Below are 20,554 nucleotides of genomic sequence, written 5' to 3' on the forward strand. Positions count from 1 at the left end.
GTCGCACACGCGGCACGACCTGCACCCCGTGCCCGGGCACCTCGACGGCTGGAGCCACGTGCAGTTCTCGACCCTGAACCCCTTCGCGCGCGGCAACGCCGCCTCCGACACCTCGCACGAGAGCTCTCTCGAGCACACAGGCCCGGACGGCACAGCCTCCGACGGCACCCCCGCGAAGGGCCATCGGTCGATTCGCACCCGTGCTCTTCCCATCGCGGCAGGCGCCCTGGTCCTCGTCCTCGCGGGCGGCACAGCGGCCTTCGCCCACGCCCAGAAGACGGTCACGCTCGACGTCGACGGGAACGTCATCGAGGTCACCACGTTCGCCGGCTCGGTCGAGGGTCTCCTCGACGCGCAGGACGTCGTCGTCGGTCACCGCGACGACGTGAGCGCGTCCGGGTCGCTCACCGAAGGTGCGGACATCGTCGTGCGGCACGCGCACCAGGTGACCGTCCTCGTCGACGGCGCGGAGACCGAGCTCTGGACGACCGCCCTGTCCGCGGACGACGCGCTGGACAGCCTGTCCGGCCGCGGTGAGTCCGTCGCGCTCGTCGCGTCGCGGTCCTCGGGCCGCGCCGAGCTGCCGCTCGACCTCACGGTCGACGGTCCGGCCGACGTGCTGGTCGACGGCAAGACGCTCGCCGTCCCGGACGCCGACACGACCGTCGCCGACGTGCTCTCCGAGCTCAAGGTCACTCTCCAGCCGCTCGACCGCGTCTCGGTCCGGCACGCCGACGCCGGCCGCGTCCAGGTCGTCGTGAACCGGGTCGTCGAGCAGGACGTCACCACGACCTTCCCCGTCCCGTTCGCGTCCATCCAGCAGAACGACGCGACCCGCTACGTCGGCCAGAAGGCGATCCTCACGGCCGGTGTCCCGGGCGTGCGCACCGCGGTCGACCACGTCACCACGATCGACGGTGTCGAGTCGGCACGCGTCCCGGTGTCCAACGCGGTCACGCAGATGCCGGTCGACGAGGTCGTGGGCGTCGGCACCAAGGCGCGTCCGGTCCGGGTCGCTGCGTCCTCCGGCGGGTCGCCCGTCACGGCCGGCGGGTCCGCCGACTCCCTCAACTGGGCCGCCCTGGCCGCCTGCGAGTCTGGTGGCAACCCCACCATCGTCTCGCGCAACGGGCTGTACCACGGGCTCTACCAGTTCTCCGTGGGCACCTGGCGCGGTGTGGGCGGCTCCGGACTGCCGTCGGAGGCTTCGCCCGACGAGCAGACCGCACGAGCCAAGATGCTCTACAACCGCTCGGGTGCCGGCCAGTGGCCGGTCTGCGGGAAGAGGCTCTTCAGCTGAGCGACTGACCCTGAACGACCTTCGCGAGGCCCCCGTCCTGACCGGACGGGGGCCTCGCGGCGTTCTGACCCGGCCGCGCGGAGCGTGCGCGCGGGCCATGGCCTGCGGTGGGGCGGCACTCGCCTAGGCTCGGGCGCATGTCGAGCATCGAGCTGTTGAGCCCCACGGAGATCCGTGAGCTCGCCGCCCGCGCGGGCATCCGTCCCACCAAGCAGCTCGGGCAGAACTTCGTCCTGGACGGCGGGACGGTGCGCAAGATCGTCCGGCAGGCCGACGTCGTCGCGGGCGACCGGGTCGTGGAAGTCGGGCCCGGCCTGGGGTCCCTGACGCTGGGGCTGCTCGAGGCGGGCGCGGACGTCATCGCCGTCGAGATCGACCCGGTGCTGGCCCGGCTGCTGCCGAGCACGGTGATGGCGCACGTCGCGGGGCTGTCGCTGGTCGAGGCTGCCGACGACGCGCCCGTGGTCCTGCGCGACGCGGACGGCCGCGACCGTCTGACGATCGTCCTGTCCGACGCCCTCGAGGTGCGCACCCTGCCCGGCCCGCCGCCGGCGGCCCTCGTCGCGAACCTGCCCTACAACGTCTCGGTACCGGTCCTGCTCACCTTCCTCGAGCGGTTCGACTCTCTGGAACGCGTGCTGGTGATGGTCCAGGCCGAGGTGGCCGACCGGCTCGCGGCGCCGCCCGGGAGCCGCACCTACGGGGTGCCGTCAGCGAAGGCCGCCTGGTACGCGTCGGCCCGCCGGACCGCCACCGTCGGACGGACCGTCTTCTGGCCGGCCCCCAACGTGGACTCGGCCCTCGTCCGGTTCGACAGGCGCGAGCCGCCCGTGACCGACGCGTCGCGCGAGGAGGTGTTCGCGGTCGTCGACACGGCCTTCGCGCAGCGCCGCAAGATGCTCCGCTCCGCGCTGTCGGTGCTCGCCGGGTCCGCCGAGGCGGCCATCGCCGCGATCGAGGCGGCCGGAGTCGACCCGCAGGCACGCGGAGAGGTCGTCGACATCGCGGGCTTCGCCCGGATCGCATCCGCACTGGCTGCCCCCTCCGACCGTGCGCCGTCGGGCGAACCTGGCAGGCTGGAGCCGTGACCCTGACTCCCGTGGCCCCGCTGCCCGAGCATGAGGTCAAGGTCCGCGCTCCGGGCAAGGTCAACCTGGCGTTGCGCGTCGGCCCACGCGAGGGGGACGGCTTCCACCCGGTCTCGACCGTGTTCCAGGCGGTGTCGGTGTTCGAGGAGGTCGTCGCGACGCCGGCGCAGGACCGCACGCTGACGGTCAGCGGACCGCAGGCCGAGCTCGTGCCGACGGACCCCTCGAACCTCGCGCTCCGGGCTGCCGAGCTGCTCGGGAGGCGCGCCGGGATCGACGACGGCGTCCACCTGCACCTGTTCAAGGGCGTGCCCGTCGCTGGAGGCATGGCCGGCGGATCCGCAGACGCGGCCGCCGCGCTCGTCGCGTGCGACCTGCTGTGGCGCACGGGCCTCAGCCGGGACGACCTGCTCGAGCTGGCCGCCGAGCTGGGATCGGACGTGCCGTTCGCTCTGTCGGGTCACACCGCGGTCGGCACCGGTCGCGGGCACCTGCTCACGCCCGCGCTCAGCAGGGGCGAGTTCCACTGGGCGTTCGCGGTGCAGGACCGTGGCCTGTCGACCGCCGCCGTCTACGCCGCGTTCGACGAGATCACCGACGCACCCCGGGTGCCCGACTCCGAGGACGACGTCCCCCTCATGCAGGCCCTGCGCGCCGGTGACCCGCGCGCGCTCGGTGCGGCCCTGCACAACGACCTGCAGCTCGCCGCGTTGTCCCTGGACCCCGGCCTGGCCGAGCCGCTGGCCGTCGCGCAGGACGCCGGGGCGCTCGGCGTCGTCGTGTCCGGTTCCGGGCCGACCGTCGCCGCCCTCGCACGCAGCCGCCAGCACGCGCTCGTGCTCGCCGCGGCGTTCACCGCCTCGGGCGTCGCCGACCGCGTCCTGACCGCCGCCGGCCCGGTCGCCGGTGCGCGGGTCATCAGCTCGACCGACTGACCTCGTTCCTTCCTCTTGACATCTCGTCGCGGGCGACAATACTTAAGCACATGCTTAACAATAGCGATCTGGACAAGGTCTTCAGGGCCCTGTCCGACGCGACCCGGCGGGCGATGGTCGAGCGCCTCGTCCGCGGACCGACGTCGGTCAGCCAGCTCGCCGAGCCGTTCCAGATGTCGCTCCCGGCGGTCCACCAGCACCTCGCCGTGCTCGAGGAGGCCGGGATCGTGACCTCCCACAAGATCGGCAGGGTCCGCACGGTCCAGCTCGTCCCGGACGCACTTGCGCCCGCGGGGGAGTGGATGGGCCGGCAGCGTCTCCCCGCCGAGCGCCGACTCGACCGGCTGGGCAGCTTCCTGGCCGGACCCGCCACCGAGACCCCCTGAACGTCCATCCCGCCGATCCTCGGCCACCCCTCAAGGAGCACCTCATGTCCACGAAGACCAGCACCGCCAGCACCGTCGCCCACTCGATGTTCGTCGTCGAACGCACCTTCGACGCGCCGCTCGACCGCGTGTGGGACGCGTTCGCCGTCCCGGAGCAGCACGCGCAGTGGTTCGGCGCCGAGGAGAGCTTCACGGCGACCGAGGACACGAACGACTTCCGCGTCGGCGGCAGGGCGGTCCAGGACGGTCAGTGGCACGGCGGCCCGACGAGCCGCTACGTCGCGACCTACACCGACATCGTCGACCAGCAGCGCATCGTCGCGACCTACGACATGTGGGTGGACGGCGCGCACCTGTCGACGTCGCTGAACTCGACGGAGTTCGAGGCGGTCGAGGGCGGGACGCTGGTGACCTACACCGAGCACGGGGCGTTCTTCGACGGCCTGGAGGACGGCTCGCAGCGCGAGGTGGGGTTCCAGGGCATCTTCGACACGCTCGCCGCCTACCTCGCCCGCTGAACCGAGACCTTCTGGGTCAGACGCCGGCCTGAGCAAGGAGGCGCCGTTCCGCGTCGGCGTCGAGCCCGACAGCCGCCCGTGGAGGCGTGGACGTGGAGGCGGACGGCGTCTGCATCCAGGCCCACGTGTCCACGACGGTCTCGGCGATCGGCCGGCACCGGAGGCCCTCGGCGTGGCTCGCGTCCACGTCGATGTCGTGCAGCGCCGCGAGCTCGCCGGTCGGGGGAGCCCACAGGGGGAGCTCGGTCCACGGCTCGACGCCCGCCGCCTCGATCTGCTCGGGTGTCGTCCAGACCAGCTCGGCGTCGCTGCCGGTCACCTGCAGGGCCGTCTCGAGGATCTGGCCCATCGTCGCGTTGCCCCGTCGGCTGAGGGCGTTGAACGCCCCCGAGAGCCCGCGATCTGCGGAGTCGAGCATCCAGCGCGCCAGATCGCGGGCGTCGATCAGCTGCAACGGTTGGTCCGGCGAACCCGGGGCCGGCACGCGCCCGCCACGTTCCACGCGGCGCAGCCACCACGGCAGCCGCCCGACGTTCTCGGCCGGCCCGATGATCAGCCCGGCCCGGGCCAGCAGGGCCCGGCCGTCCAGGTGCCGCAGCACGGCCAGCTCGCCGCCGCGCTTGTTCGCGGCGTAGTCGCCCTCCTCGGCAGCGTCCACGTCGACGGTCGGTGTCGTCTCGTCGGCGCCGCGCGGGATCGGCCACCGGTACACCGACGCCGACGACACGTACCCGTAGTGGCCGACCCGCCCGGCCAGCAGCTCGGCACTGGTCTCGACGACGGCGGGGTCGCTCGACCACGTGTCGACCACGGCGTCCCACGAGCGACCGTCCAGGACCCGGGTGAGCTCGTCGCGCACGAGCCTGTCAGCGACGAGAGCCTCCGTGCCCGGCACCTGCGAGCCGGAGACTCCACGATTGAGCGTGGTGACCTCGTCGCCGCGGGCCAGGCCGGCCTCGGCGAGCGCACGACCGACGAAGTGGGTCCCACCGAGCACCAGGAGTCGCATGCCCCGATCGTGTCCGGGTCGGGGCCCTGCCGCAACGGGCCGCGGTGCTGCACGTCGAGGACCTGTGTGCGGGTGCGGGTAGCCTTCACGCCGATGGCTCACCTACTCGGCGCTGACCGCGTCACGCTCACGCTGGGCACCCGGACGCTGCTGGACGAGGTCTCCCTCGGGCTGGACGACGGTGCCCGGATCGGCGTCGTCGGCCCCAACGGCGCCGGCAAGTCGACGCTCCTGCGCGTCCTGTCGAGTCAGCAGGCGGCCGACTCCGGTCGCGTCACCCGCGCCGGTGGCGTCCAGGTCGCGGTGCTCGACCAGCGCGACCAGCTCGCGCCCGGCCGCACCGTGCTGGACGTCGTGCACGGGTCCGCCGACGAGCACGAGTGGGCCGCCGACTCGCGCATCCGCTCCGTGCACGCGGGGCTGCTCGCGGACGTGTCGCTCGACACCGAGGTCGACATGCTGTCCGGCGGGCAGCGGCGCCGGGTCGCCCTCGCCGCACTCCTCGTGCGCGACGAGGAGGTCCTCGTCCTCGACGAGCCGACCAACCACCTCGATGTCGAGGGCGTCGCCTGGCTCGCCGAGCACCTGGTCGCGCGCTTCGGGCGTGGCCAGGGCGCACTCGTCGTGGTGACGCACGACCGCTGGTTCCTCGACGCGGTCTGCACGCGCACCTGGGAGGTCCACGACGGCGGCGTCGACCAGTACGAGGGCGGCTACGCGGCCTACGTGCTCGCGCGGGCCGAGCGGGCCAGGAACGCGTCGACCGTGGAGGAGAAGCGCCAGAACCTGCTGCGCAAGGAGCTGGCCTGGCTCCGCCGCGGTGCGCCCGCGCGGACGTCCAAGCCCAAGTTCCGGCTCGATGCTGCGGCGGAGCTGATCGCCGACGAGCCGCCGCCTCGCGACCAGCTCTCGCTGACGCGGATGGCCACCGCCCGACTGGGCAAGGACGTGCTCGACATCGAGGACGCGTCGGTCGTCTACGGCGACCGTGTCCTCCTGCACGACGTCACCTGGCGGCTCGGCCCCGGCGACCGCGTCGGGCTGGTGGGCGTCAACGGCGCCGGCAAGACGTCGCTCCTGCGGCTCCTGTCCGGTCGGCTGGAACCGACCACCGGCCGCGTGAAGCGAGGCAAGACCGTGCAGGTCGCCGAGCTGCGCCAGGACGTCGAGGACCTCGACGAGCTCGCGCACCTGCGGGTCCTCGAGGTGATCGAGCGGGAGAAGCGGTCCGTCGTCGTCGGCGGCAAGGAGCTCACTGCGGCGCAGCTCGTCGAGCGGCTCGGGTTCACCCGCGAGCGTGCCAGCACGCCCGTGCGTGACCTGTCGGGCGGCGAGCGGCGACGGCTGCAGCTGCTCCGGCTCCTCGTCGGCGAGCCCAACGTGCTCCTGCTCGACGAGCCGACCAACGACCTGGACACCGACACGCTCGCGGCCCTCGAGGACCTGCTCGACGGCTGGCCCGGCACGTTGATCGTCGTCTCGCACGACCGGTACCTGCTCGAGCGCGTCTGCGACACGCAGATGGCCCTGCTCGGCGACGGCCTGCTCCGCCAGCTGCCCGGCGGTGTCGAGCAGTACCTGACGCTGCGCCGGGCCGCGATCGCCGCCGGCGGCTCGGTCACCTCGGTGCTCGACGCCCGCCCGACCGCCCGCGTCGACGCAGCCGCCGAGGGCGGCGCGGCCCCTGCGCCGACGCCCGACGCGCCCGCCCCGACCGAGGCGGAGCTCCGCACGGCACGCAAGGAGATCGCCCGCATCGAGCGTCGGCTCTCGCGGATCGCCGACCAGGAGTCGGCGCTGCATCTGAAGATGTCGGAGCAGGCGACCGACCACCAGGCCGTCCTCGCGCTCGACGCGGAGCTTCGTGCGCTCGCGGTCGAGAAGGACGAGCTCGAGTCGGCGTGGATGGATGCCGCAGAGATCGTCGGCTGAGCCTCAGGCCTGCTGCTGCCCGGTCCAGGGGTTGCCGGGCGTCTGCGGACCCGGGCCGGCAGGCGGGTAGCCGCCGGGCTGCTGGGGCGCCTGCCCCCACGGCTGCCCGTACGGGGACGCCTCGGGGTACGGGTAGGGCGAGGGGTACGCGGCCGTGGGCGCAGCGAACCCAGGGTGCCCGCCGTACCCGCCGGACCGCAGCATGCGGAGCTCGGCCTCGATGGGCCACTCCTTGAACACGAACATCAGCATGACGACGAGGTTGGCCACCGGCACGAACAGGAGTGCCGCGTACCAGCCGGAGTAGCCCGCCTTGCGGGCGATGCGGACGTAGCAGTAGACGCCGAACGCGAGCGCCGCCGCATAGAAGACCGCGAACCCGATGAACGCGCCGGCCGCAAGGCCTGCGGACGGTTCGGTCTGGCTGTACGGGTCGATCGCGGCAATCATCACGTGCCCTCGTTCCTCGAGTCTTCGTCGTTCTCAGAGCGTCGGTGGCCAGGCTGGCAGGCCCGCGCGCGCACTGTACCCACCGGAACGCCCGGGCAGATCCGTGATGCCCCGGACGGCCTAGCGGGCCCGCACGCTGCGCAGCGCCAGCCCCGACGCGCACGCCATCGACACCATCACGCCCAGCACGACCGTCAACGGTGCGGACCATCCGCCGGACGCGGTGTGCACGGCCCCGAGCACCGACGGCCCGACCGCCCCGGCGGTGTACCCGATCGACTGCACGGTCGCCGACATCCGCCGTGCCGCGGCCTGCGAGTGCGACGACGACGCGATCACCGTGAAGATCACGGTGAAGTTCCCACCCTGCGCGACGCCGGCGCAGGTGCACCAGAGCGCCCAGAGCGAGGGCGCGAAGAGCAGACCGAGCGGCAGCGCGAGCCAGCCCACGGCGATCCCGAGGGACACGAACGGCAGCGGCAGGCGTCGGGCGAGCAGGAGAGGGACGGCTACACCGCCGACCATCCCGAACAGCTGGAAGAGCGCGGCGGCACCGCCCGCGCCGGTCGGGGCCAGGCCGAGCGTGTCGTGCAGGATCGAGGGCAGCCAGGCGCTCACGGCGTAGTACCCGAAGGCCTGCCCGGCGAAGGCGACCGCGAGGAACCAGGTGACGGGCAGGCGCCAGACCGAGCCGCCCGACGCGGCGAGCACGGGAGCCGCCGCGGCGCCCCGGAGGGGATACGCGCGCTGCCACACGACGAGCGCGACCACCGCCATCAGGCCCCACGAGGCGAGCGCCCAGCGCCAGCCGATGACCGCCGCCAACGGTGCGGTGAACACGGTGGTGAGCACCGATCCGCCGTTCAGGGCGGCGGTGTACAGCCCGGTGACCCGCGCGACCGAGGACGGGAAGTCGCGCCCGATCACGATGGGCACCGCGACGTTCCCGGCGGTGATCGCGACGCCGATGAGGACCGTCCCGGCCAGCGCGGTCGCGAACCCGCCGGAGGAGCGCAGGAGCGTCCCGACGAGCACCGTCACGAGCGACACGAACACCACGCGCGACGTCCCCAGCCGCCCGAGCAGCACGGCCATGAGGGGCGTGAGGAGCGCGAAGCAGAGCACAGGGATCCCGGTCAGCAGGCCGACGCCGGCCGCGGACAGGCCGAGCGCCGAACGGACGTCGTCCACCACGGGAGCGAGCGCCGTGATCGGCGCGCGCAGGTTCAGCGCATAGAGCAGGACGGCAGCAAGAAGGAGCCCTCGTGTCGCAGAGCGGAAGGACGTCAAGACGCGTCGAACGGGGCGACGACCTCGCGCAGGAGCGCCGCGAGCTGTTCGCGGTCACTCTCGCCGAGCTCGCCGAGCAGGCCGCGCTCGACGTCGAGCAGGTCGGCGAACGCGGCGTCGACCCGCGCGAGACCGGCAGGAGTGAGCTGCACGAGCACGCCGCGGCGGTCGTCCGGCGCGGGCAGCCGGTGGACCAGCCCGTGCTCGGCGAGCCGGTCGATGCGGTTGGTCATGGTTCCGCTCGTGACCAGGGTCTGGGTCAGCAGCGCACCGGGGGAGAGCTGGTACGGGGAGCCTGCGCGGCGTAGCGCCGACAGAACGTCGAACTCCCACGTCTCCAGGTCGTGCCGCTCGAACGCGGAGCGGCGCGCCAGGTCGAGGTGGCGGGCGAGGCGGCTGACGCGCGACAGCACCGTGAGCGGCCGGACGTCCAGGTCGGGCCGCTCGCGCTGCCAGGCGAGGACGATCTTGTCGACCTCGTCCCGTGCGCCGTCGCGATCCGGGAGAGCCATACGGCGAGATTACTCGACGTCGACAGAAGGTCGTGTCAGCTCCGGCCGCCGCTCCAGCCCGGACAACCCGTTCCAGGCGAGGTTGACCAGGTGAGCGGCGACCTGGTTCTTGCTGGGCCGTCGAGCGTCGAGCCACCACTGCCCGGTCAGGGCGACCATCCCGACGAGCATCTGCGCGTACATCGGGGCGGTCTTCGGGTCCTGGCCCTGCTTCTTGAACTGGTCCGCCAGCAGGTGCTCCACCTGGGTGGCCACGTCGCCGATGAGGCTGGAGAACGTCCCGGTCGCCTGGGCCACGGGGGAGTCGCGCACGAGGATCCGGAACCCGTCCTCGGAGGTCTCGATGTACCCGAGCAGCGCCAGCGTGGTCCGCTCGACGAGCGCCTTGGGGTGGCCGCCCTCCTCGAGTGGTCCGCTGAGCGCGCGGGTCAAGGCCTGGATCTCGCGGTCGACGACGACGGCGTAGACGCCCTCCTTGCCGCCGAAGTGCTCGTACACGACCGGCTTGGACACCTGCGCGCGCGCGGCGATCTCCTCGACGCTCGTGCCGTCGAAGCCCTTCTCGGCGAACAGGCGTCGCGACACGTCGAGCAGCTGTGCTCGGCGCTGCGTCCCCGTCATGCGAGGTCGGGATGCGCGCTTGGGGTCGGTGGCCACGCGCCCATCATGCCGGTCCGCCGTCAGATCCCTGGGCAGTGGTGCAAAATCCGGTCTCTGCGTCCTGGCAGACTTGCCCCTGGCGGCTCAGCCCGCCGGTCCGCCCTGGTGTAACGGCAGCACGCCGGCCTTTGGAGCCGTGCAGTCCAGGTTCGAATCCTGGGGGCGGAGCTGGGCTGGAGCTGGGAGTGCTTCGCGAGACGCCGAGGGGACCAGCTCGTCGAGTAGATGGACCGTCAGCTCCGACTCGCTGACGCCCGCCTCGAGGGCATCAGCGCTCGCCGAGGGCGGCGCGCTCTCGGACTGACCGGCCCACGTCGGTCCATGCGCGTTCGGCTAGACGATGTGTCGAATCTCTGGTCGTGGGCGAGGTCGGCGTGCCATGGTGTGGGTGCGCAATCTGCACTGTCTGCCCTGGTCAGGGCACCGCCATCCACTCGGAGGAACGCACGATGACTGAGACGTCGCTGGACGAGCTGGGCCCCGTGGACTATGTCGTCGTCGAGTTCCCGGCGGGGGCGCAGAACTTCACCGGAGAGATGGTCGAGGAGCTGCTCGCACTCGTGGAGGCCGGCACGATCCGCGTGATCGACGTGCTGATCCTGACGAAGAACGAGGACGGGTCGGTCGACGCTGCTGAGCTGTCGGACATCCCTGAGCTCGGCGAGCTGGAGGCCATCGAGGCCGAGCTTGCCGAGCTCCTCGCGGCTGAGGATGTCGAGAACCTGGCCGCGGCCATGGACCCGGGCAGCGTCGCGGGCGTCCTGATCTACGAGAACCTGTGGGCGGCGCCGTTCGCGTCCGCTGCACGTCGCGCCGGCGGTCAGCTGATCGCCGACGGACGTATCCCGATCCAGGCGATCATCGCCTCGATCGCTGCCGACGAAGCACTCATCGAAGGAGCCTGACATGCCGCTTCGCCCTGCACGTGTCGGACGGGTCGGGGTCATCGGCCATCCGGTTGCCAAGACGGCCGCTGTCGCTGCCGTGGTCTCGTCTCCTGGGCCTGCACCGATCGCGAAAACTGCTGTGGTTGCCGCGGCCGTGACGCCGGGGCGTGGCATCGGTCGCCGCCGCATCTGACGTCGCTGCATGTTCCGACCCGAAGGCCCGCCGTGGATCGCGGCGGGCCTTCGCCGGTTGGGTCGGCTGACCTAGCTGTGACCACTGCGCGCGCCGCCCGCTACCGATGTGGACATGTGTTCAGACCGGCAGGGAGGTCGGGATGGTGGCGCACCCGGGACCTTTGGCCCTGAGGGTAGGCAACCCTCACTCCTAGGGTGCGAAGGGTGGACCTCGCAACCTGCAGCCGCCGGGCCATGGTCCGCATCGTCGACGTCGACGTCGACGTCCGCTCGGGCCTGCGGCTCAGCGAGCTGGGGCTGCGACCGGGTGCCCTGGTCGAGGTGACCCACGACGTCCGCTCCCAGGGACGGGTCGTCGCGGTCGGCGCCGAGCGGTTCGCGCTCGACCAGCGGACCTGCGGGGGCATCCGGGTCGAGGTCCTCCGGTGAGCTGCCACGACACGGGTACCCCGACGCTGCAGACCAGCCGAGCGACGGTCGCTCTCGTGGGCAGTCCGAACGTCGGCAAGTCGACGCTGTTCAACCGCATCACCGGTGCCCGGCAGCGCGTCGTGAACGCCCCGGGGACGACCGTCGAGCTCGCGTCCGGCGACTGGCGCGACGCGGGAGTCGGGGTGCTCGACCTGCCCGGCGCGTACTCGTTGCTCGCGCGCACGCCCGACGAGCAGGTGACCGCCGACGCCGTGACGTCCGTGCACGGCGACGTCACGCTCGCGATCGTGCTCGTCGACGCGACGGCCGTGGCCCGTTCGCTGTACCTGGTGGGCCAGATCGCCCGTGCAGGCATGCCGACCCTCGTCGCGCTGACGATGCGTGACGTCGCCAGAACGCGTGGCATCGAGGTCGACGCGGGCCGGTTGTCGTCGGCCCTCGGCCTGCCCGTGGTCGGTGTCGACCCGAGGAGCGGCGACGGCGCCCCCGCGCTCGCCGAGGCCGTCGGGGCCGCGCTGGTCACGCTGCCGAGGGCGGCCGTGCCCGCGGTGGTCGGCGAGGCGATGCACGACGCCGAGAGCCTCTTCGCGTGGGTCCTGGACGTCAGCCGGCAGGCGGGGCTCGACCGACCGGCGACCCCTGCCACACGTACGCGGTCCGACCGCGTCGACGAGGTGCTGCTCCGACCGTGGGTCGGGCTCCCGGTGCTGCTCGCGGTGATGTGGGCCCTGTTCCAGCTGGTCACCTCGGCTGCTGCGCCGCTGATGGGCGCCGTCGACACGGCGATCAACGGCTGGTTCGGACCCGCGTTGGCCCGCGCCCTCGGCTGGGCCCCGGACTGGGTCAGCTCGTTCCTCGTCGACGGCGTGCTGGCGGGCGTCGCCACGGTCGCGTCCTTCGTCCCGCTGATGGCGCTGATGTTCGTCGCGGTGGCGCTGCTCGAGGACTCGGGCTACCTCGCGCGAGCGGCCTTCGCCGCTGACCGGGCGATGCGCGCCCTGGGCCTGGAGGGCCGGGCGGTGCTCCCGCTCGTCGTCGGCTTCGGGTGCAACGTGCCTGCGCTCGCGGCGACCCGGGTGCTCCCGCACGCGCGACAGCGTCTCCTGACCGGACTTCTCGTGCCGCTGACCTCGTGCACGGCCCGGCTCACGGTGTACCTGCTGCTCGCGTCCGTGTTCTTCCCTCAAGACGCCGGCCTCGCGGTCCTCGCCATGTACGTCGGCTCGGCGGTGCTCGTGGTCGGGGTCGGCGCCCTGCTCCGGCTCACCGCGTTCCGCGACGTCGAGCGCGAGCCGTTCGTCCTGGCGCTGCCCGCCTACCAGCGCCTCCGGCTGCGAGCGATCGCGGCCTCGACCTGGGTACGGGTGCGGGCGTTCGTCACGAAGGCGGGCACGATCATCGTCGCGACGCTCTCGGTCGTCTGGGTCCTCATGGCGGTTCCGGTGGTCCCGGGCCACGCCCTGGCCGACGTCCCCGTGGAGGACAGCCTCTACGGGCGCGTGGCAGCGAGCGTCGCGCCAGCCTTCGGGCCCGCCGGCTTCGCCGACTGGCACGCCTCCGCCGCCCTGATGACGGGATTCGTCGCCAAGGAGGTCGTGGTGGGGTCGATGGCCCAGACCTACGCCGTCGCGGAGCCGACGGACGGGTCGGACCCCGGTGACCTCGGAGCCGAGCTGCGGTCGACGTTCGAGCGAACCTCCGGGGGGGCACCCGGTCCGGCCGCGCTGGCGTTCATGGTCTTCGTGCTCGCGTACACCCCGTGCCTGGCGACCCTCGCGGAGCAGGCGCGGCTGTACGGCTGGCGCTGGACGGGAGCGGCCGTGGGCGCTCAGCTCGCACTGGCCTGGGTGCTGGCGGTCCTCGTCTTCCAGGTGGGCAGGCTCCTGTGAGCGGGCTGGCGGAGATCCTGCGCGAGACGGACCGGGGGCTGCGCCCCGAGCGGGTCGCCGAACGCCTGCAGCTCCCCGTCGGCGTAGTCTCCGCGGCGCTCGAGCACGCCCGGGCCGTGGGCCTCGTCGTCGTGTTCTCCACGGACTGCTCCGGCTGTGGGACGGGCGAGCGTTCGCCGGGCTGCGCGGGCTGTCCCTCAGCGCGCTAGGTCGTGGCCGGCGTCGTCCCTGCTAGCGTGCGTTTTCCGAGCACGATCAGGGGGTGGCAGTGGCAGAGACGCCGCGGGCGACGCTGGTTGCCGAGGGGACGGACCGACGATGAGCAGGTGGGCCGACCACGTCCCGATCATCGGCGCGATGCGCACCTACGACCGCTCCTGGCTCCGGGCCGACGTCGCCGCGGGTGTCGCGGTCGCCGCGCTGATCGTGCCCAAGAACCTGGGCTACGCGGGCATCGCAGGGATCCCGTTGCAGAACGGCCTCTACGCGGCCGCGGCCGGCGCGATCCTCTACGCGATCTTCGGCACCAGCAAGCAGATCTCGACAGGCCCGAGTTCTGGGCTCGCCGCCGTCGCCGCGAGCGCGGTGCTGGCGGCAGGGATCGTGGGCGACGACGTGGCGACCTTCGTCGCCGGGATCACGCTCGTGTCCGGCCTGGTGTTCGTCCTGCTCGCGGTCGCGCGGATGGGCTGGATCGCCCAGTTCCTCTCGCGCGCGGTGGTGACGGGGTTCCTGTTCGGTGCCGCGATCGACGTCGTCATCGGCGAGCTGCCGAAGATCACCGGCACGAGTGCGTCCGGCGACACGCCTCCGCAGGAGCTCGTCTCGTGGCTGGGCACGCTCGGTGAGCTGAACACGGCGACCGCGGTGGTCGGGGTGACCGCGCTCGTGACCGTGTTCGGCCTGCGTCGCGTCGCGCCCAAGGTCCCAGGCGCCCTCGTCCTGGTCGTCGGCGGGCTGCTCGCGAACTGGTTGCTCGACCTGGGAGAGCGGGGGGTCGCCCTGGTCGGCGACGTGCCGAGGGGACTGCCGTCGGTCGTCGTGCCCGATCCCTCCGTGCTCGTCGACCACGTCGCGACGGTCGTGCTGGCCTCGGTCGCGCTCGTGATGATCGGCTTCTCGCAGACGGCGGGCGATGCCCGCACGTTCGCCGCCCGGCACCGCTACCGGGTCGACATCAACCAGGAGTCGTTCGCGCAGGGCGCCGCCAACATCGGCGCCGGTGTGCTCCAGGGCATGCCGGTCTCGACGAGCCTGTCGGCGAGCTCGCTGAACGACCGCACGGGCGCGCGGTCGCCGCTCGCGTCGCTGACGTCCGGCGTCATGGTCATCCTCACGCTGCTGTTGCTCGCCCCCTTGTTCTCTGGCCTGCCGACCGCGGTGCTCGCGGCGATAATCATCGAGGCCGTCGTCATGGGGATGATGGACGTGGCCGGCCTGCGCAGGCTGTACCGGGTGCACCGGTTCGACTTCTGGATCGCGATCGCGGCGCTCGTCAGCACCCTCGTCGTCGGGGTGCTCGCCGGCGTGCTGATCGGGATCGGCCTGTCACTGCTGTGGCTCGTCTCGGTCGCCACGCGGCCGTCGCTGCCGCTGATGGCCCGCGAGCCGGGCACGCAGGTGTTCCGGGAGGCCGACGAGTACCCCGACGACGTGCCCGAGCCCGACCTCGCGGTCATCCGCATCGACGGCGGGCTGTTCTTCGCGACCGCCGACGCGCTCGAGGACCGGGTCCGCGAGGTCGCGGCGCAGAACCCGGGCCTGAGCGCGATCATCATCGACTGCGGTGCGATCGCGATCGTGGACTCCCAGGGTGCCGGGGTCGTGCACGCCATCCTCGACCTGGCCGACGACCAGGGCCTCACGGTGCGCCTGGCACGCGTCAAGCCTGCGGTCCGCGAGACCCTGGAGCGCGACGGGGTGCTGGACAGGCTCGGCGCGGACCGGGTCCACGGCAGCGTGCACCGAGCGGTGGAGGCTCACCGCGCCGTCGGAGCGTGAACGGGCGCGGCGGGACCCGCCCCGGCGCGACGGTAGACTCCGGGTTGCGCACGAGATCCACCGCCCGAGCTCTCGGGCAGATCCGCGAGGAGCCCTTCCAGGTGACTTTCCCCCGCCCGGCCGCCGTCGTCGTCCTCGCCGCAGGTGAAGGAACCCGGATGCGCTCGGCGACTCCCAAGGTTCTGCACACTCTGGCCGGTCGCAGCATGCTCGGTCACGCACTTGCCACGGCACGCGCGCTGGACCCGGGTCGGGTGCTCGTCGTCGTCCGGCACGAGCGCGAGCTCGTCGCCGCCCACGTCAGGGAGACCGACCCCCAGGCGCTGCTCGCCGACCAGGACGAGACCCCCGGGACGGGCCGCGCGGTCCAGGTCGCGATGACCGGGCTGGACGCCAACGCACAGGCGAGCGCGGCCGGCGACGGCACGATCGGTTCGGCGACCCACGCACAGGTCACCGGAGCTGTCGTCGTGATCGCGGGCGACGTGCCCCTGCTCGACGCCGCGACGCTGCACGAGCTGCTCGAGGCCCACCACGCCGACGGCAACGTCGTCACGGTGCTCACCACCGAGGTGTCCGACCCGACGGGCTACGGCCGCATCCTGCGCGAGCCCGGCACGGGTGACGTGCTCGGCATCGTCGAGGAGAAGGACGCGACCGACGAGCAGCGTGAGATCACCGAGATCAACTCGAGCATCTACGTGTTCGACGCCGACGTGCTGCGTGGTGCGCTCGGCCGGCTGGGCCGAGACAACGCGCAGGGCGAGGTCTACCTGACCGACGTGCTCGCGATCGCGCGCACCGACGGCGGTCATGTCCGCGCGCTGCGCACCGACGACCCGATCCTGGTCGAGGGCGTCAACGACCGCGTCCAGCTGGCCGTCCTGCGCGCAGAGATGAACCGCCGGATCCTCGAGGACTGGATGCGCGAGGGCGTGACCGTGGTCGACCCTGCGACGACCTGGGTGGACGTCGACGTGGAGCTCGAGCGCGACGTCACGCTCCTGCCGGGCACGCAGCTGCACGGTGCGACCGTGGTCCGCGAGGGCGCGACGGTCGGCCCTGACACCACCCTGACCGACGTCGAGGTGGGCCCGCGCTCGAGCGTCGTGCGCACGCACGGCACGCTGGCCGTCATCGGCGCGGACGCGAGCGTCGGACCGTTCGCCTACCTGCGCCCGGGCACCGTCCTCGGCGACGAGGGCAAGATCGGCACCTTCGTCGAGACGAAGAACGCGCAGATCGGTACCGGCTCGAAGGTCCCGCACCTCTCCTACGTGGGGGACGCGACGATCGGTGACCACACCAACATCGGTGCCGCCTCGGTGACCGTCAACTACGACGGCGTCAACAAGCACCGCACGACGATCGGCTCCTACGCCCGCACGGGCGCGGACAACATGTTCGTCGCGCCGGTCACGATCGGTGACGGCGCCTACACGGGCGCCGGCAGCGTCATCCGTCGCGACGTGCCCTCCGGGGCGCTGGGCGTCAGCGCGGGTGCGCAGCGCAACATCGAGGGCTGGGTCGCTCGGTCGCGTGCCGGAACCCCGTCCGCCCGTGCGGTCGTCCGACCGCGCGACGAAGACCTCTCCCCGCAGGCTCGCGCCGAGCTCGGTCGCGCCGCCGCAGCCGCACCGCCCGCATCGCCGCCCTCTGTGCCCTCCGAACGACCCACCGACGCGAAGGACTCCGCACGATGACCGGGATCATCTCCTCGGACGGTGAGAAGCGTCTGGTGCTCGTCTCCGGACGCGCGCACACCGACCTGGCCAACAACGTGGCCACCCACCTGGGCATCGAGCTGCTGCCGACCACGGCGTACGAGTTCGCCAACGGTGAGATCTACACGCGGTTCGGCGAGTCGGTGCGAGGTGCGGACACGTTCGTCCTCCAGTCGCACGCCTCTCCGATCAACACGTGGATCATGGAGCAGCTGCTCATGGTCGACGCCCTGAAGCGCGCGTCCGCCAAGACGATCACCGTCGTCGCACCGTTCTACGGGTACGCGCGCCAGGACAAGAAGCACCGCGGCCGCGAGCCGATCTCCGCGCGGCTCATGGCGGACCTGTTCAAGACGGCCGGCGCCGACCGGCTCATGAGCGTCGACCTGCACGCCGCGCAGATCCAGGGCTTCTTCGACGGTCCGGTCGACCACCTGTGGGCCATGCCGATCCTCACGGACTACGTGCGCAGCCGGGTGGACACCTCGAACGTCACGGTCGTCTCGCCCGACGCCGGCCGCATCCGCGTCGCCGAGCAGTGGGCCGCGAAGCTGGGCGGCGGGCCGCTGGCCTTCGTCCACAAGACGCGCGACATCCGCAGCGCCAACAAGACCGTGGCCAACCGGGTCGTCGGTGACGTCGAGGGCCGCAGCTGCGTGCTCGTCGACGACCTGATCGACACGGCGGGCACGATCGCCGGCGCCGTCCGCGTGATTCTCGAGGCAGGCGCCAAGGACGTCATCGTCGCGGCGACGCACGGTGTGCTCTCCGAGCCGGCCGCCGAGCGTCTGCAGGGTTGTGGCGCACGCGAGGTCGTCATCACCGACACGCTGCCGATCGCCGACGAGCGCCGGTTCCCGAAGCTGACGGTCCTGTCGATCGCCCCGCTCATCGCACGCGCGATCCGCGAGGTCTTCGACGACGGCTCGGTCACGTCGCTGTTCGACGGCCAGGCCTGACGGTCCCGATGGGCGACGAGCACCGGTCCCGGGGACCGCGTGGCGGGGTCACGGTGACCGGCAGCGGTTCGGTCGAGGTCGATCCCGACGTGGCTGTCGCGTCCCTCGGCGCGGAGGCCCGGTCCGCCGATGCCGAGCGAGCCCTCGTGCTGGCCGGCCAGTGCATCGACCGGATGTGCACGGTGCTGCGCGAGGCGGGTGTCGACGACCGCGCGATGCAGACCACCCAGTCGAGCACGTGGACGGACGGGTCCGCGCTCGGGTCGTCCCGGGTCGTGGCCCGTCTCGGGCTGCGGGTCACGCTCACCGATGTCGCGTCGGCGGGCGCAGTCGTGGGCGCTGCCGTCGGCGCCGGAGGCGAGTCCGCCCGGATGGACGGCATCACGTTCGGCGTCAGCGACCCGGCCCAGGCCGAGTCTCGCGCGCGCGAGGTCGCCTGGGCGGACGCCGTCGCCCGGGGCGACGACTGGGCGAGGCTCTCCGGACGGCGGCTCGGTGAGGTGCAGTGGATCCAGGAGGGCGGGGCCGAGCTGTCGCCGGCGTTCCGCCCGCGCGGTGGCGTCTCGGCCGTGATGTCCGTCCCGGTCGAGTCCGGCGTCGTCGAGGTCGCCGCGTCGGTGACCATCCGATGGACGTGGGCCGACGACGAGGTCCCGCCCGGCGCCGACCGCACCTGACCAGGGGGTTGGGAGCACCCTGCTCTCTCGGGTAGGCTCTTCAGGTTGCCTCGGCGAGGGACGAAGGACGGTCGACCGGATCGGCGCTCAGTTCTCATTCTGAGCGTCGCCCACTGGAACGGCCCCTGAGCTCCGTGATCGACTGGGCGAGCCGCCTCCGCGTGCCCGTCCTGCGTCCCGCGTCGAGGCCACCACCTCTGTCTTGTCTCGCGTCGTGCTGCACGACGCCTCAGCTTCGTCGAACCGCCCGCGACACTGCGCGGGCGCCGTATCTCCGGGAGTCCATGTGTCTGAGATCAAGCTCGTCGCCACCACCCGCACCGAGTTCGGCAAGGGCGCCGCGCGCCGCCTGCGTCGTGCCGACCAGGTTCCCGCCGTTCTGTACGGGCACGGCTCGGACCCGCTGCACGTCGCCCTCCCGGGCCACCAGACGATGCTCGCGGTCAAGCAGGCCAACGCCCTGTTCGCCATCGAGCTCGACGGCAAGACCACGCTGGCGATCACGAAGGACGTCCAGCGCGACGTCGTCAAGAACACCATCGAGCACGTCGACCTGCTCATCGTGAAGCGCGGCGAGAAGGTCACCGTCGACATCCCCGTGACGGTCGTCGGCGAGTCCGCCCCCGGAACCATCCACGTCGTCGAGACCCAGACCCTGTCGCTCGAGGCCGAGGCCACGCACCTGCCCAACGAGATCGAGGTCTCGATCGAGGGCCTGGCCGGCGGTTCCTCCGTCACGGCCGGCGAGATCGTGCTGCCTGCGGGCTCCACGCTGCTCAGCGACCCGGACCTGACCGTCGTCGCCATCAGCGTCCCGCACGCGTCCGCCGACGACCTGGCCGCCGAGGCTGCCGCGTCGGAGATCGCTGCGTCGCAGTCGGCCGCGGCGGCCGCCGCAGCCGAGGCCTGAGCCTTCCAGTAGCACCGTCCGACGCCCGGTACCGTTCCTGACGGTGCCGGGCGTCGTGCTCTGTACGTGCCCGAAGGAGGCGACATGACCGACGGACCGTGGCTGGTCGTGGGCCTGGGCAACCCCGGCGCCCAGTACGCCGGCAACCGGCACAACGTGGGCCACATGGTCCTGGACGAGCTGGCCAGACGCACCGGCGCCACGTTCGGCTCGAAGAGCGGCCTCCTGTCGCGACGGCCGCAGGCGGCAGTCGCCGAGGCGCGCCTGGGCGTGCTGCCGGGCGGCGTCCCGGGGCCGCGGGTCGTGCTCGCGAAGCCGACCACCTATATGAACGTGTCGGGCGGACCGGTGTCGGCGCTCGCGAAGTACTACGACGTGCCGCTCGAGCGGACGATCCTGGTGCACGACGAGCTCGACATCCCGTTCGCGGACGTGCGGCTCAAGCGCGGCGGCGGTGAGGGCGGCCACAACGGTCTGCGCGACACGAGCAAGGCCCTGGGCAGCAAGGACTACGTCCGCGTCCGGGTCGGGGTCGGGCGACCGCCCGGTCGGATGGACGCGGCCGACTACGTGCTGCGGGACTTCGCCAAGGTCGAGCTCAAGGAGCTCCCGTGGCTGCTGGACCGGGCTGCCGACGCGGTCGAGGCGGTCGTCGTCGACGGCCTCGAGGCTGCGCAGCTGCGGTTCCACACCAAGGGCTGACTCCGGCCGTTCGCCTGGAGGTCACTCATCCGTGGGTGAAACAGCCCTTAATGGGGTGAAATCGGACACAAGGTACTGATGGGTACAGACCGGGACCT

Annotated in this window: 21 protein-coding genes and 1 tRNA gene; 17 read left to right on the forward strand and 5 right to left on the reverse strand. The window is 72.3% G+C overall.

The features are described 5' to 3' along the window. Positions 1–28: 28 nt before the first annotated feature. The 5 genes from AC1DPN_RS08620 (at position 29) to AC1DPN_RS08640 (ending at position 4,227) form a co-directional block, all read left to right on the forward strand. On the forward strand, positions 29–1,300 hold the full coding sequence (locus AC1DPN_RS08620; protein WP_477084320.1) for a transglycosylase family protein: 1,272 nt from the start codon (positions 29–31) through the stop codon (positions 1,298–1,300). Positions 1,301–1,437: 137 nt separating this feature from the next. Then, positions 1,438–2,388, forward strand: coding sequence for a 16S rRNA (adenine(1518)-N(6)/adenine(1519)-N(6))-dimethyltransferase RsmA (gene rsmA / locus AC1DPN_RS08625; protein ID WP_477084321.1), 951 nt, complete (start codon positions 1,438–1,440; stop codon positions 2,386–2,388). Beyond that, on the forward strand, positions 2,385–3,323 hold the full coding sequence (locus AC1DPN_RS08630; RefSeq protein WP_477084322.1) for a 4-(cytidine 5'-diphospho)-2-C-methyl-D-erythritol kinase: 939 nt from the start codon (positions 2,385–2,387) through the stop codon (positions 3,321–3,323). The genes rsmA and AC1DPN_RS08630 overlap by 4 nt, the downstream gene beginning before the upstream one ends. A gap of 50 nt (positions 3,324–3,373) precedes the next feature. Continuing rightward, a complete protein-coding gene (locus AC1DPN_RS08635) occupies positions 3,374–3,709 on the forward strand; it encodes an ArsR/SmtB family transcription factor (protein WP_477084323.1) in 336 nt (111 codons plus the stop codon). Between the two features lie 44 nt (positions 3,710–3,753). Next, positions 3,754–4,227, forward strand: a complete 474-nt coding sequence (locus AC1DPN_RS08640) for an SRPBCC domain-containing protein (protein WP_477084324.1) — start codon at positions 3,754–3,756, stop codon at positions 4,225–4,227. Positions 4,228–4,243: 16 nt separating this feature from the next. Here AC1DPN_RS08640 and AC1DPN_RS08645 read toward each other — a convergent pair whose 3' ends face one another. Continuing rightward, entirely contained in the window at positions 4,244–5,236 is a 993-nt protein-coding gene (locus AC1DPN_RS08645; protein ID WP_477084325.1) for an NAD-dependent epimerase/dehydratase family protein, read from the reverse strand. Positions 5,237–5,329: 93 nt separating this feature from the next. Between AC1DPN_RS08645 and AC1DPN_RS08650 the strand changes: the two genes are divergently transcribed. Next, positions 5,330–7,168, forward strand: coding sequence for an ABC-F family ATP-binding cassette domain-containing protein (locus tag AC1DPN_RS08650; RefSeq protein WP_477084326.1), 1,839 nt, complete (start codon positions 5,330–5,332; stop codon positions 7,166–7,168). Between the two features lie 3 nt (positions 7,169–7,171). Here AC1DPN_RS08650 and AC1DPN_RS08655 read toward each other — a convergent pair whose 3' ends face one another. The 4 genes from AC1DPN_RS08655 to AC1DPN_RS08670 form a co-directional block, all read right to left on the reverse strand. Then, positions 7,172–7,618, reverse strand: a complete 447-nt coding sequence (locus tag AC1DPN_RS08655; RefSeq protein ID WP_477084327.1) for a hypothetical protein — start codon at positions 7,616–7,618, stop codon at positions 7,172–7,174. Between the two features lie 120 nt (positions 7,619–7,738). After that, positions 7,739–8,908 carry an MFS transporter gene (locus AC1DPN_RS08660; RefSeq protein WP_477084328.1) on the reverse strand — a complete coding sequence of 390 codons (1,170 nt, stop codon included), beginning with the start codon at positions 8,906–8,908 and terminating at the stop codon, positions 7,739–7,741. After that, positions 8,905–9,420, reverse strand: a complete 516-nt coding sequence (locus AC1DPN_RS08665; RefSeq protein ID WP_477084329.1) for a MarR family winged helix-turn-helix transcriptional regulator — start codon at positions 9,418–9,420, stop codon at positions 8,905–8,907. The genes AC1DPN_RS08660 and AC1DPN_RS08665 overlap by 4 nt, the downstream gene beginning before the upstream one ends. Before the next feature lie 9 nt (positions 9,421–9,429). After that, on the reverse strand, positions 9,430–10,041 hold the full coding sequence (locus tag AC1DPN_RS08670) for a TetR/AcrR family transcriptional regulator (protein WP_477084593.1): 612 nt from the start codon (positions 10,039–10,041) through the stop codon (positions 9,430–9,432). Between the two features lie 135 nt (positions 10,042–10,176). Between AC1DPN_RS08670 and AC1DPN_RS08675 the strand changes: the two genes are divergently transcribed. The 11 genes from AC1DPN_RS08675 (at position 10,177) to pth (ending at position 20,456) form a co-directional block, all read left to right on the forward strand. Beyond that, a tRNA-Gln gene (locus tag AC1DPN_RS08675) sits at positions 10,177–10,248 on the forward strand. Between the two features lie 281 nt (positions 10,249–10,529). Beyond that, entirely contained in the window at positions 10,530–10,985 is a 456-nt protein-coding gene (locus AC1DPN_RS08680) for a DUF6325 family protein (RefSeq protein WP_477084330.1), read from the forward strand. Positions 10,986–11,366: 381 nt separating this feature from the next. After that, positions 11,367–11,591, forward strand: a complete 225-nt coding sequence (locus AC1DPN_RS08685) for a FeoA domain-containing protein (RefSeq protein ID WP_477084331.1) — start codon at positions 11,367–11,369, stop codon at positions 11,589–11,591. After that, positions 11,588–13,483 (forward strand): ferrous iron transporter B, encoded by a 1,896-nt coding sequence (gene feoB / locus AC1DPN_RS08690; RefSeq protein WP_477084332.1) that lies wholly within the window; start codon positions 11,588–11,590, stop codon positions 13,481–13,483. The genes AC1DPN_RS08685 and feoB overlap by 4 nt, the downstream gene beginning before the upstream one ends. After that, positions 13,480–13,692, forward strand: a complete 213-nt coding sequence (locus AC1DPN_RS08695; RefSeq protein WP_477084333.1) for a hypothetical protein — start codon at positions 13,480–13,482, stop codon at positions 13,690–13,692. Before feoB ends, AC1DPN_RS08695 begins: the two co-directional genes overlap by 4 nt. A gap of 109 nt (positions 13,693–13,801) precedes the next feature. After that, entirely contained in the window at positions 13,802–15,484 is a 1,683-nt protein-coding gene (locus AC1DPN_RS08700) for a SulP family inorganic anion transporter (protein WP_477084334.1), read from the forward strand. Positions 15,485–15,585: 101 nt separating this feature from the next. Continuing rightward, positions 15,586–17,187 (forward strand): bifunctional UDP-N-acetylglucosamine diphosphorylase/glucosamine-1-phosphate N-acetyltransferase GlmU, encoded by a 1,602-nt coding sequence (gene glmU / locus AC1DPN_RS08705; RefSeq protein ID WP_477084335.1) that lies wholly within the window; start codon positions 15,586–15,588, stop codon positions 17,185–17,187. Beyond that, positions 17,184–18,167 carry a ribose-phosphate diphosphokinase gene (locus AC1DPN_RS08710; protein WP_477084336.1) on the forward strand — a complete coding sequence of 328 codons (984 nt, stop codon included), beginning with the start codon at positions 17,184–17,186 and terminating at the stop codon, positions 18,165–18,167. The genes glmU and AC1DPN_RS08710 overlap by 4 nt, the downstream gene beginning before the upstream one ends. Before the next feature lie 8 nt (positions 18,168–18,175). Further along, entirely contained in the window at positions 18,176–18,844 is a 669-nt protein-coding gene (locus tag AC1DPN_RS08715) for an SIMPL domain-containing protein (protein WP_477084337.1), read from the forward strand. A 286-nt stretch (positions 18,845–19,130) separates the two neighbouring features. Next, the gene (locus AC1DPN_RS08720) at positions 19,131–19,754 is read left to right on the forward strand and encodes a 50S ribosomal protein L25/general stress protein Ctc (RefSeq protein WP_477084338.1); all 624 of its coding nucleotides are present in this window, start codon (positions 19,131–19,133) and stop codon (positions 19,752–19,754) included. 84 nt (positions 19,755–19,838) lie between these two features. Continuing rightward, positions 19,839–20,456, forward strand: coding sequence for an aminoacyl-tRNA hydrolase (pth, locus tag AC1DPN_RS08725; protein ID WP_477084339.1), 618 nt, complete (start codon positions 19,839–19,841; stop codon positions 20,454–20,456). The last annotated feature ends 98 nt before the right edge of the window (positions 20,457–20,554 follow it).

Source organism: Cellulomonas sp. P4_H4 (genome assembly GCF_056400865.1).

What these genes read in the sequence shown, in the direction of transcription:
- pth (WP_477084339.1), top strand. Translation starts at nt 19,839, where the DNA reads ATGACCGACGGACCGTGGCTGGTCGTGGGCCTGGGCAACCCCGGCGCC.
- AC1DPN_RS08650 (WP_477084326.1), top strand. Translation starts at nt 5,330, where the DNA reads ATGGCTCACCTACTCGGCGCTGACCGCGTCACGCTCACGCTGGGCACC.
- AC1DPN_RS08715 (WP_477084337.1), top strand. Translation starts at nt 18,176, where the DNA reads ATGGGCGACGAGCACCGGTCCCGGGGACCGCGTGGCGGGGTCACGGTG.
- AC1DPN_RS08665 (WP_477084329.1), bottom strand. Translation starts at nt 9,420, where the DNA reads ATGGCTCTCCCGGATCGCGACGGCGCACGGGACGAGGTCGACAAGATC.
- AC1DPN_RS08655 (WP_477084327.1), bottom strand. Translation starts at nt 7,618, where the DNA reads ATGATTGCCGCGATCGACCCGTACAGCCAGACCGAACCGTCCGCAGGC.
- AC1DPN_RS08640 (WP_477084324.1), top strand. Translation starts at nt 3,754, where the DNA reads ATGTCCACGAAGACCAGCACCGCCAGCACCGTCGCCCACTCGATGTTC.
- AC1DPN_RS08645 (WP_477084325.1), bottom strand. Translation starts at nt 5,236, where the DNA reads ATGCGACTCCTGGTGCTCGGTGGGACCCACTTCGTCGGTCGTGCGCTC.
- AC1DPN_RS08710 (WP_477084336.1), top strand. Translation starts at nt 17,184, where the DNA reads ATGACCGGGATCATCTCCTCGGACGGTGAGAAGCGTCTGGTGCTCGTC.
- rsmA (WP_477084321.1), top strand. Translation starts at nt 1,438, where the DNA reads ATGTCGAGCATCGAGCTGTTGAGCCCCACGGAGATCCGTGAGCTCGCC.
- AC1DPN_RS08700 (WP_477084334.1), top strand. Translation starts at nt 13,802, where the DNA reads ATGAGCAGGTGGGCCGACCACGTCCCGATCATCGGCGCGATGCGCACC.
- AC1DPN_RS08635 (WP_477084323.1), top strand. Translation starts at nt 3,374, where the DNA reads ATGCTTAACAATAGCGATCTGGACAAGGTCTTCAGGGCCCTGTCCGAC.
- AC1DPN_RS08680 (WP_477084330.1), top strand. Translation starts at nt 10,530, where the DNA reads ATGACTGAGACGTCGCTGGACGAGCTGGGCCCCGTGGACTATGTCGTC.
- AC1DPN_RS08670 (WP_477084593.1), bottom strand. Translation starts at nt 10,041, where the DNA reads ATGACGGGGACGCAGCGCCGAGCACAGCTGCTCGACGTGTCGCGACGC.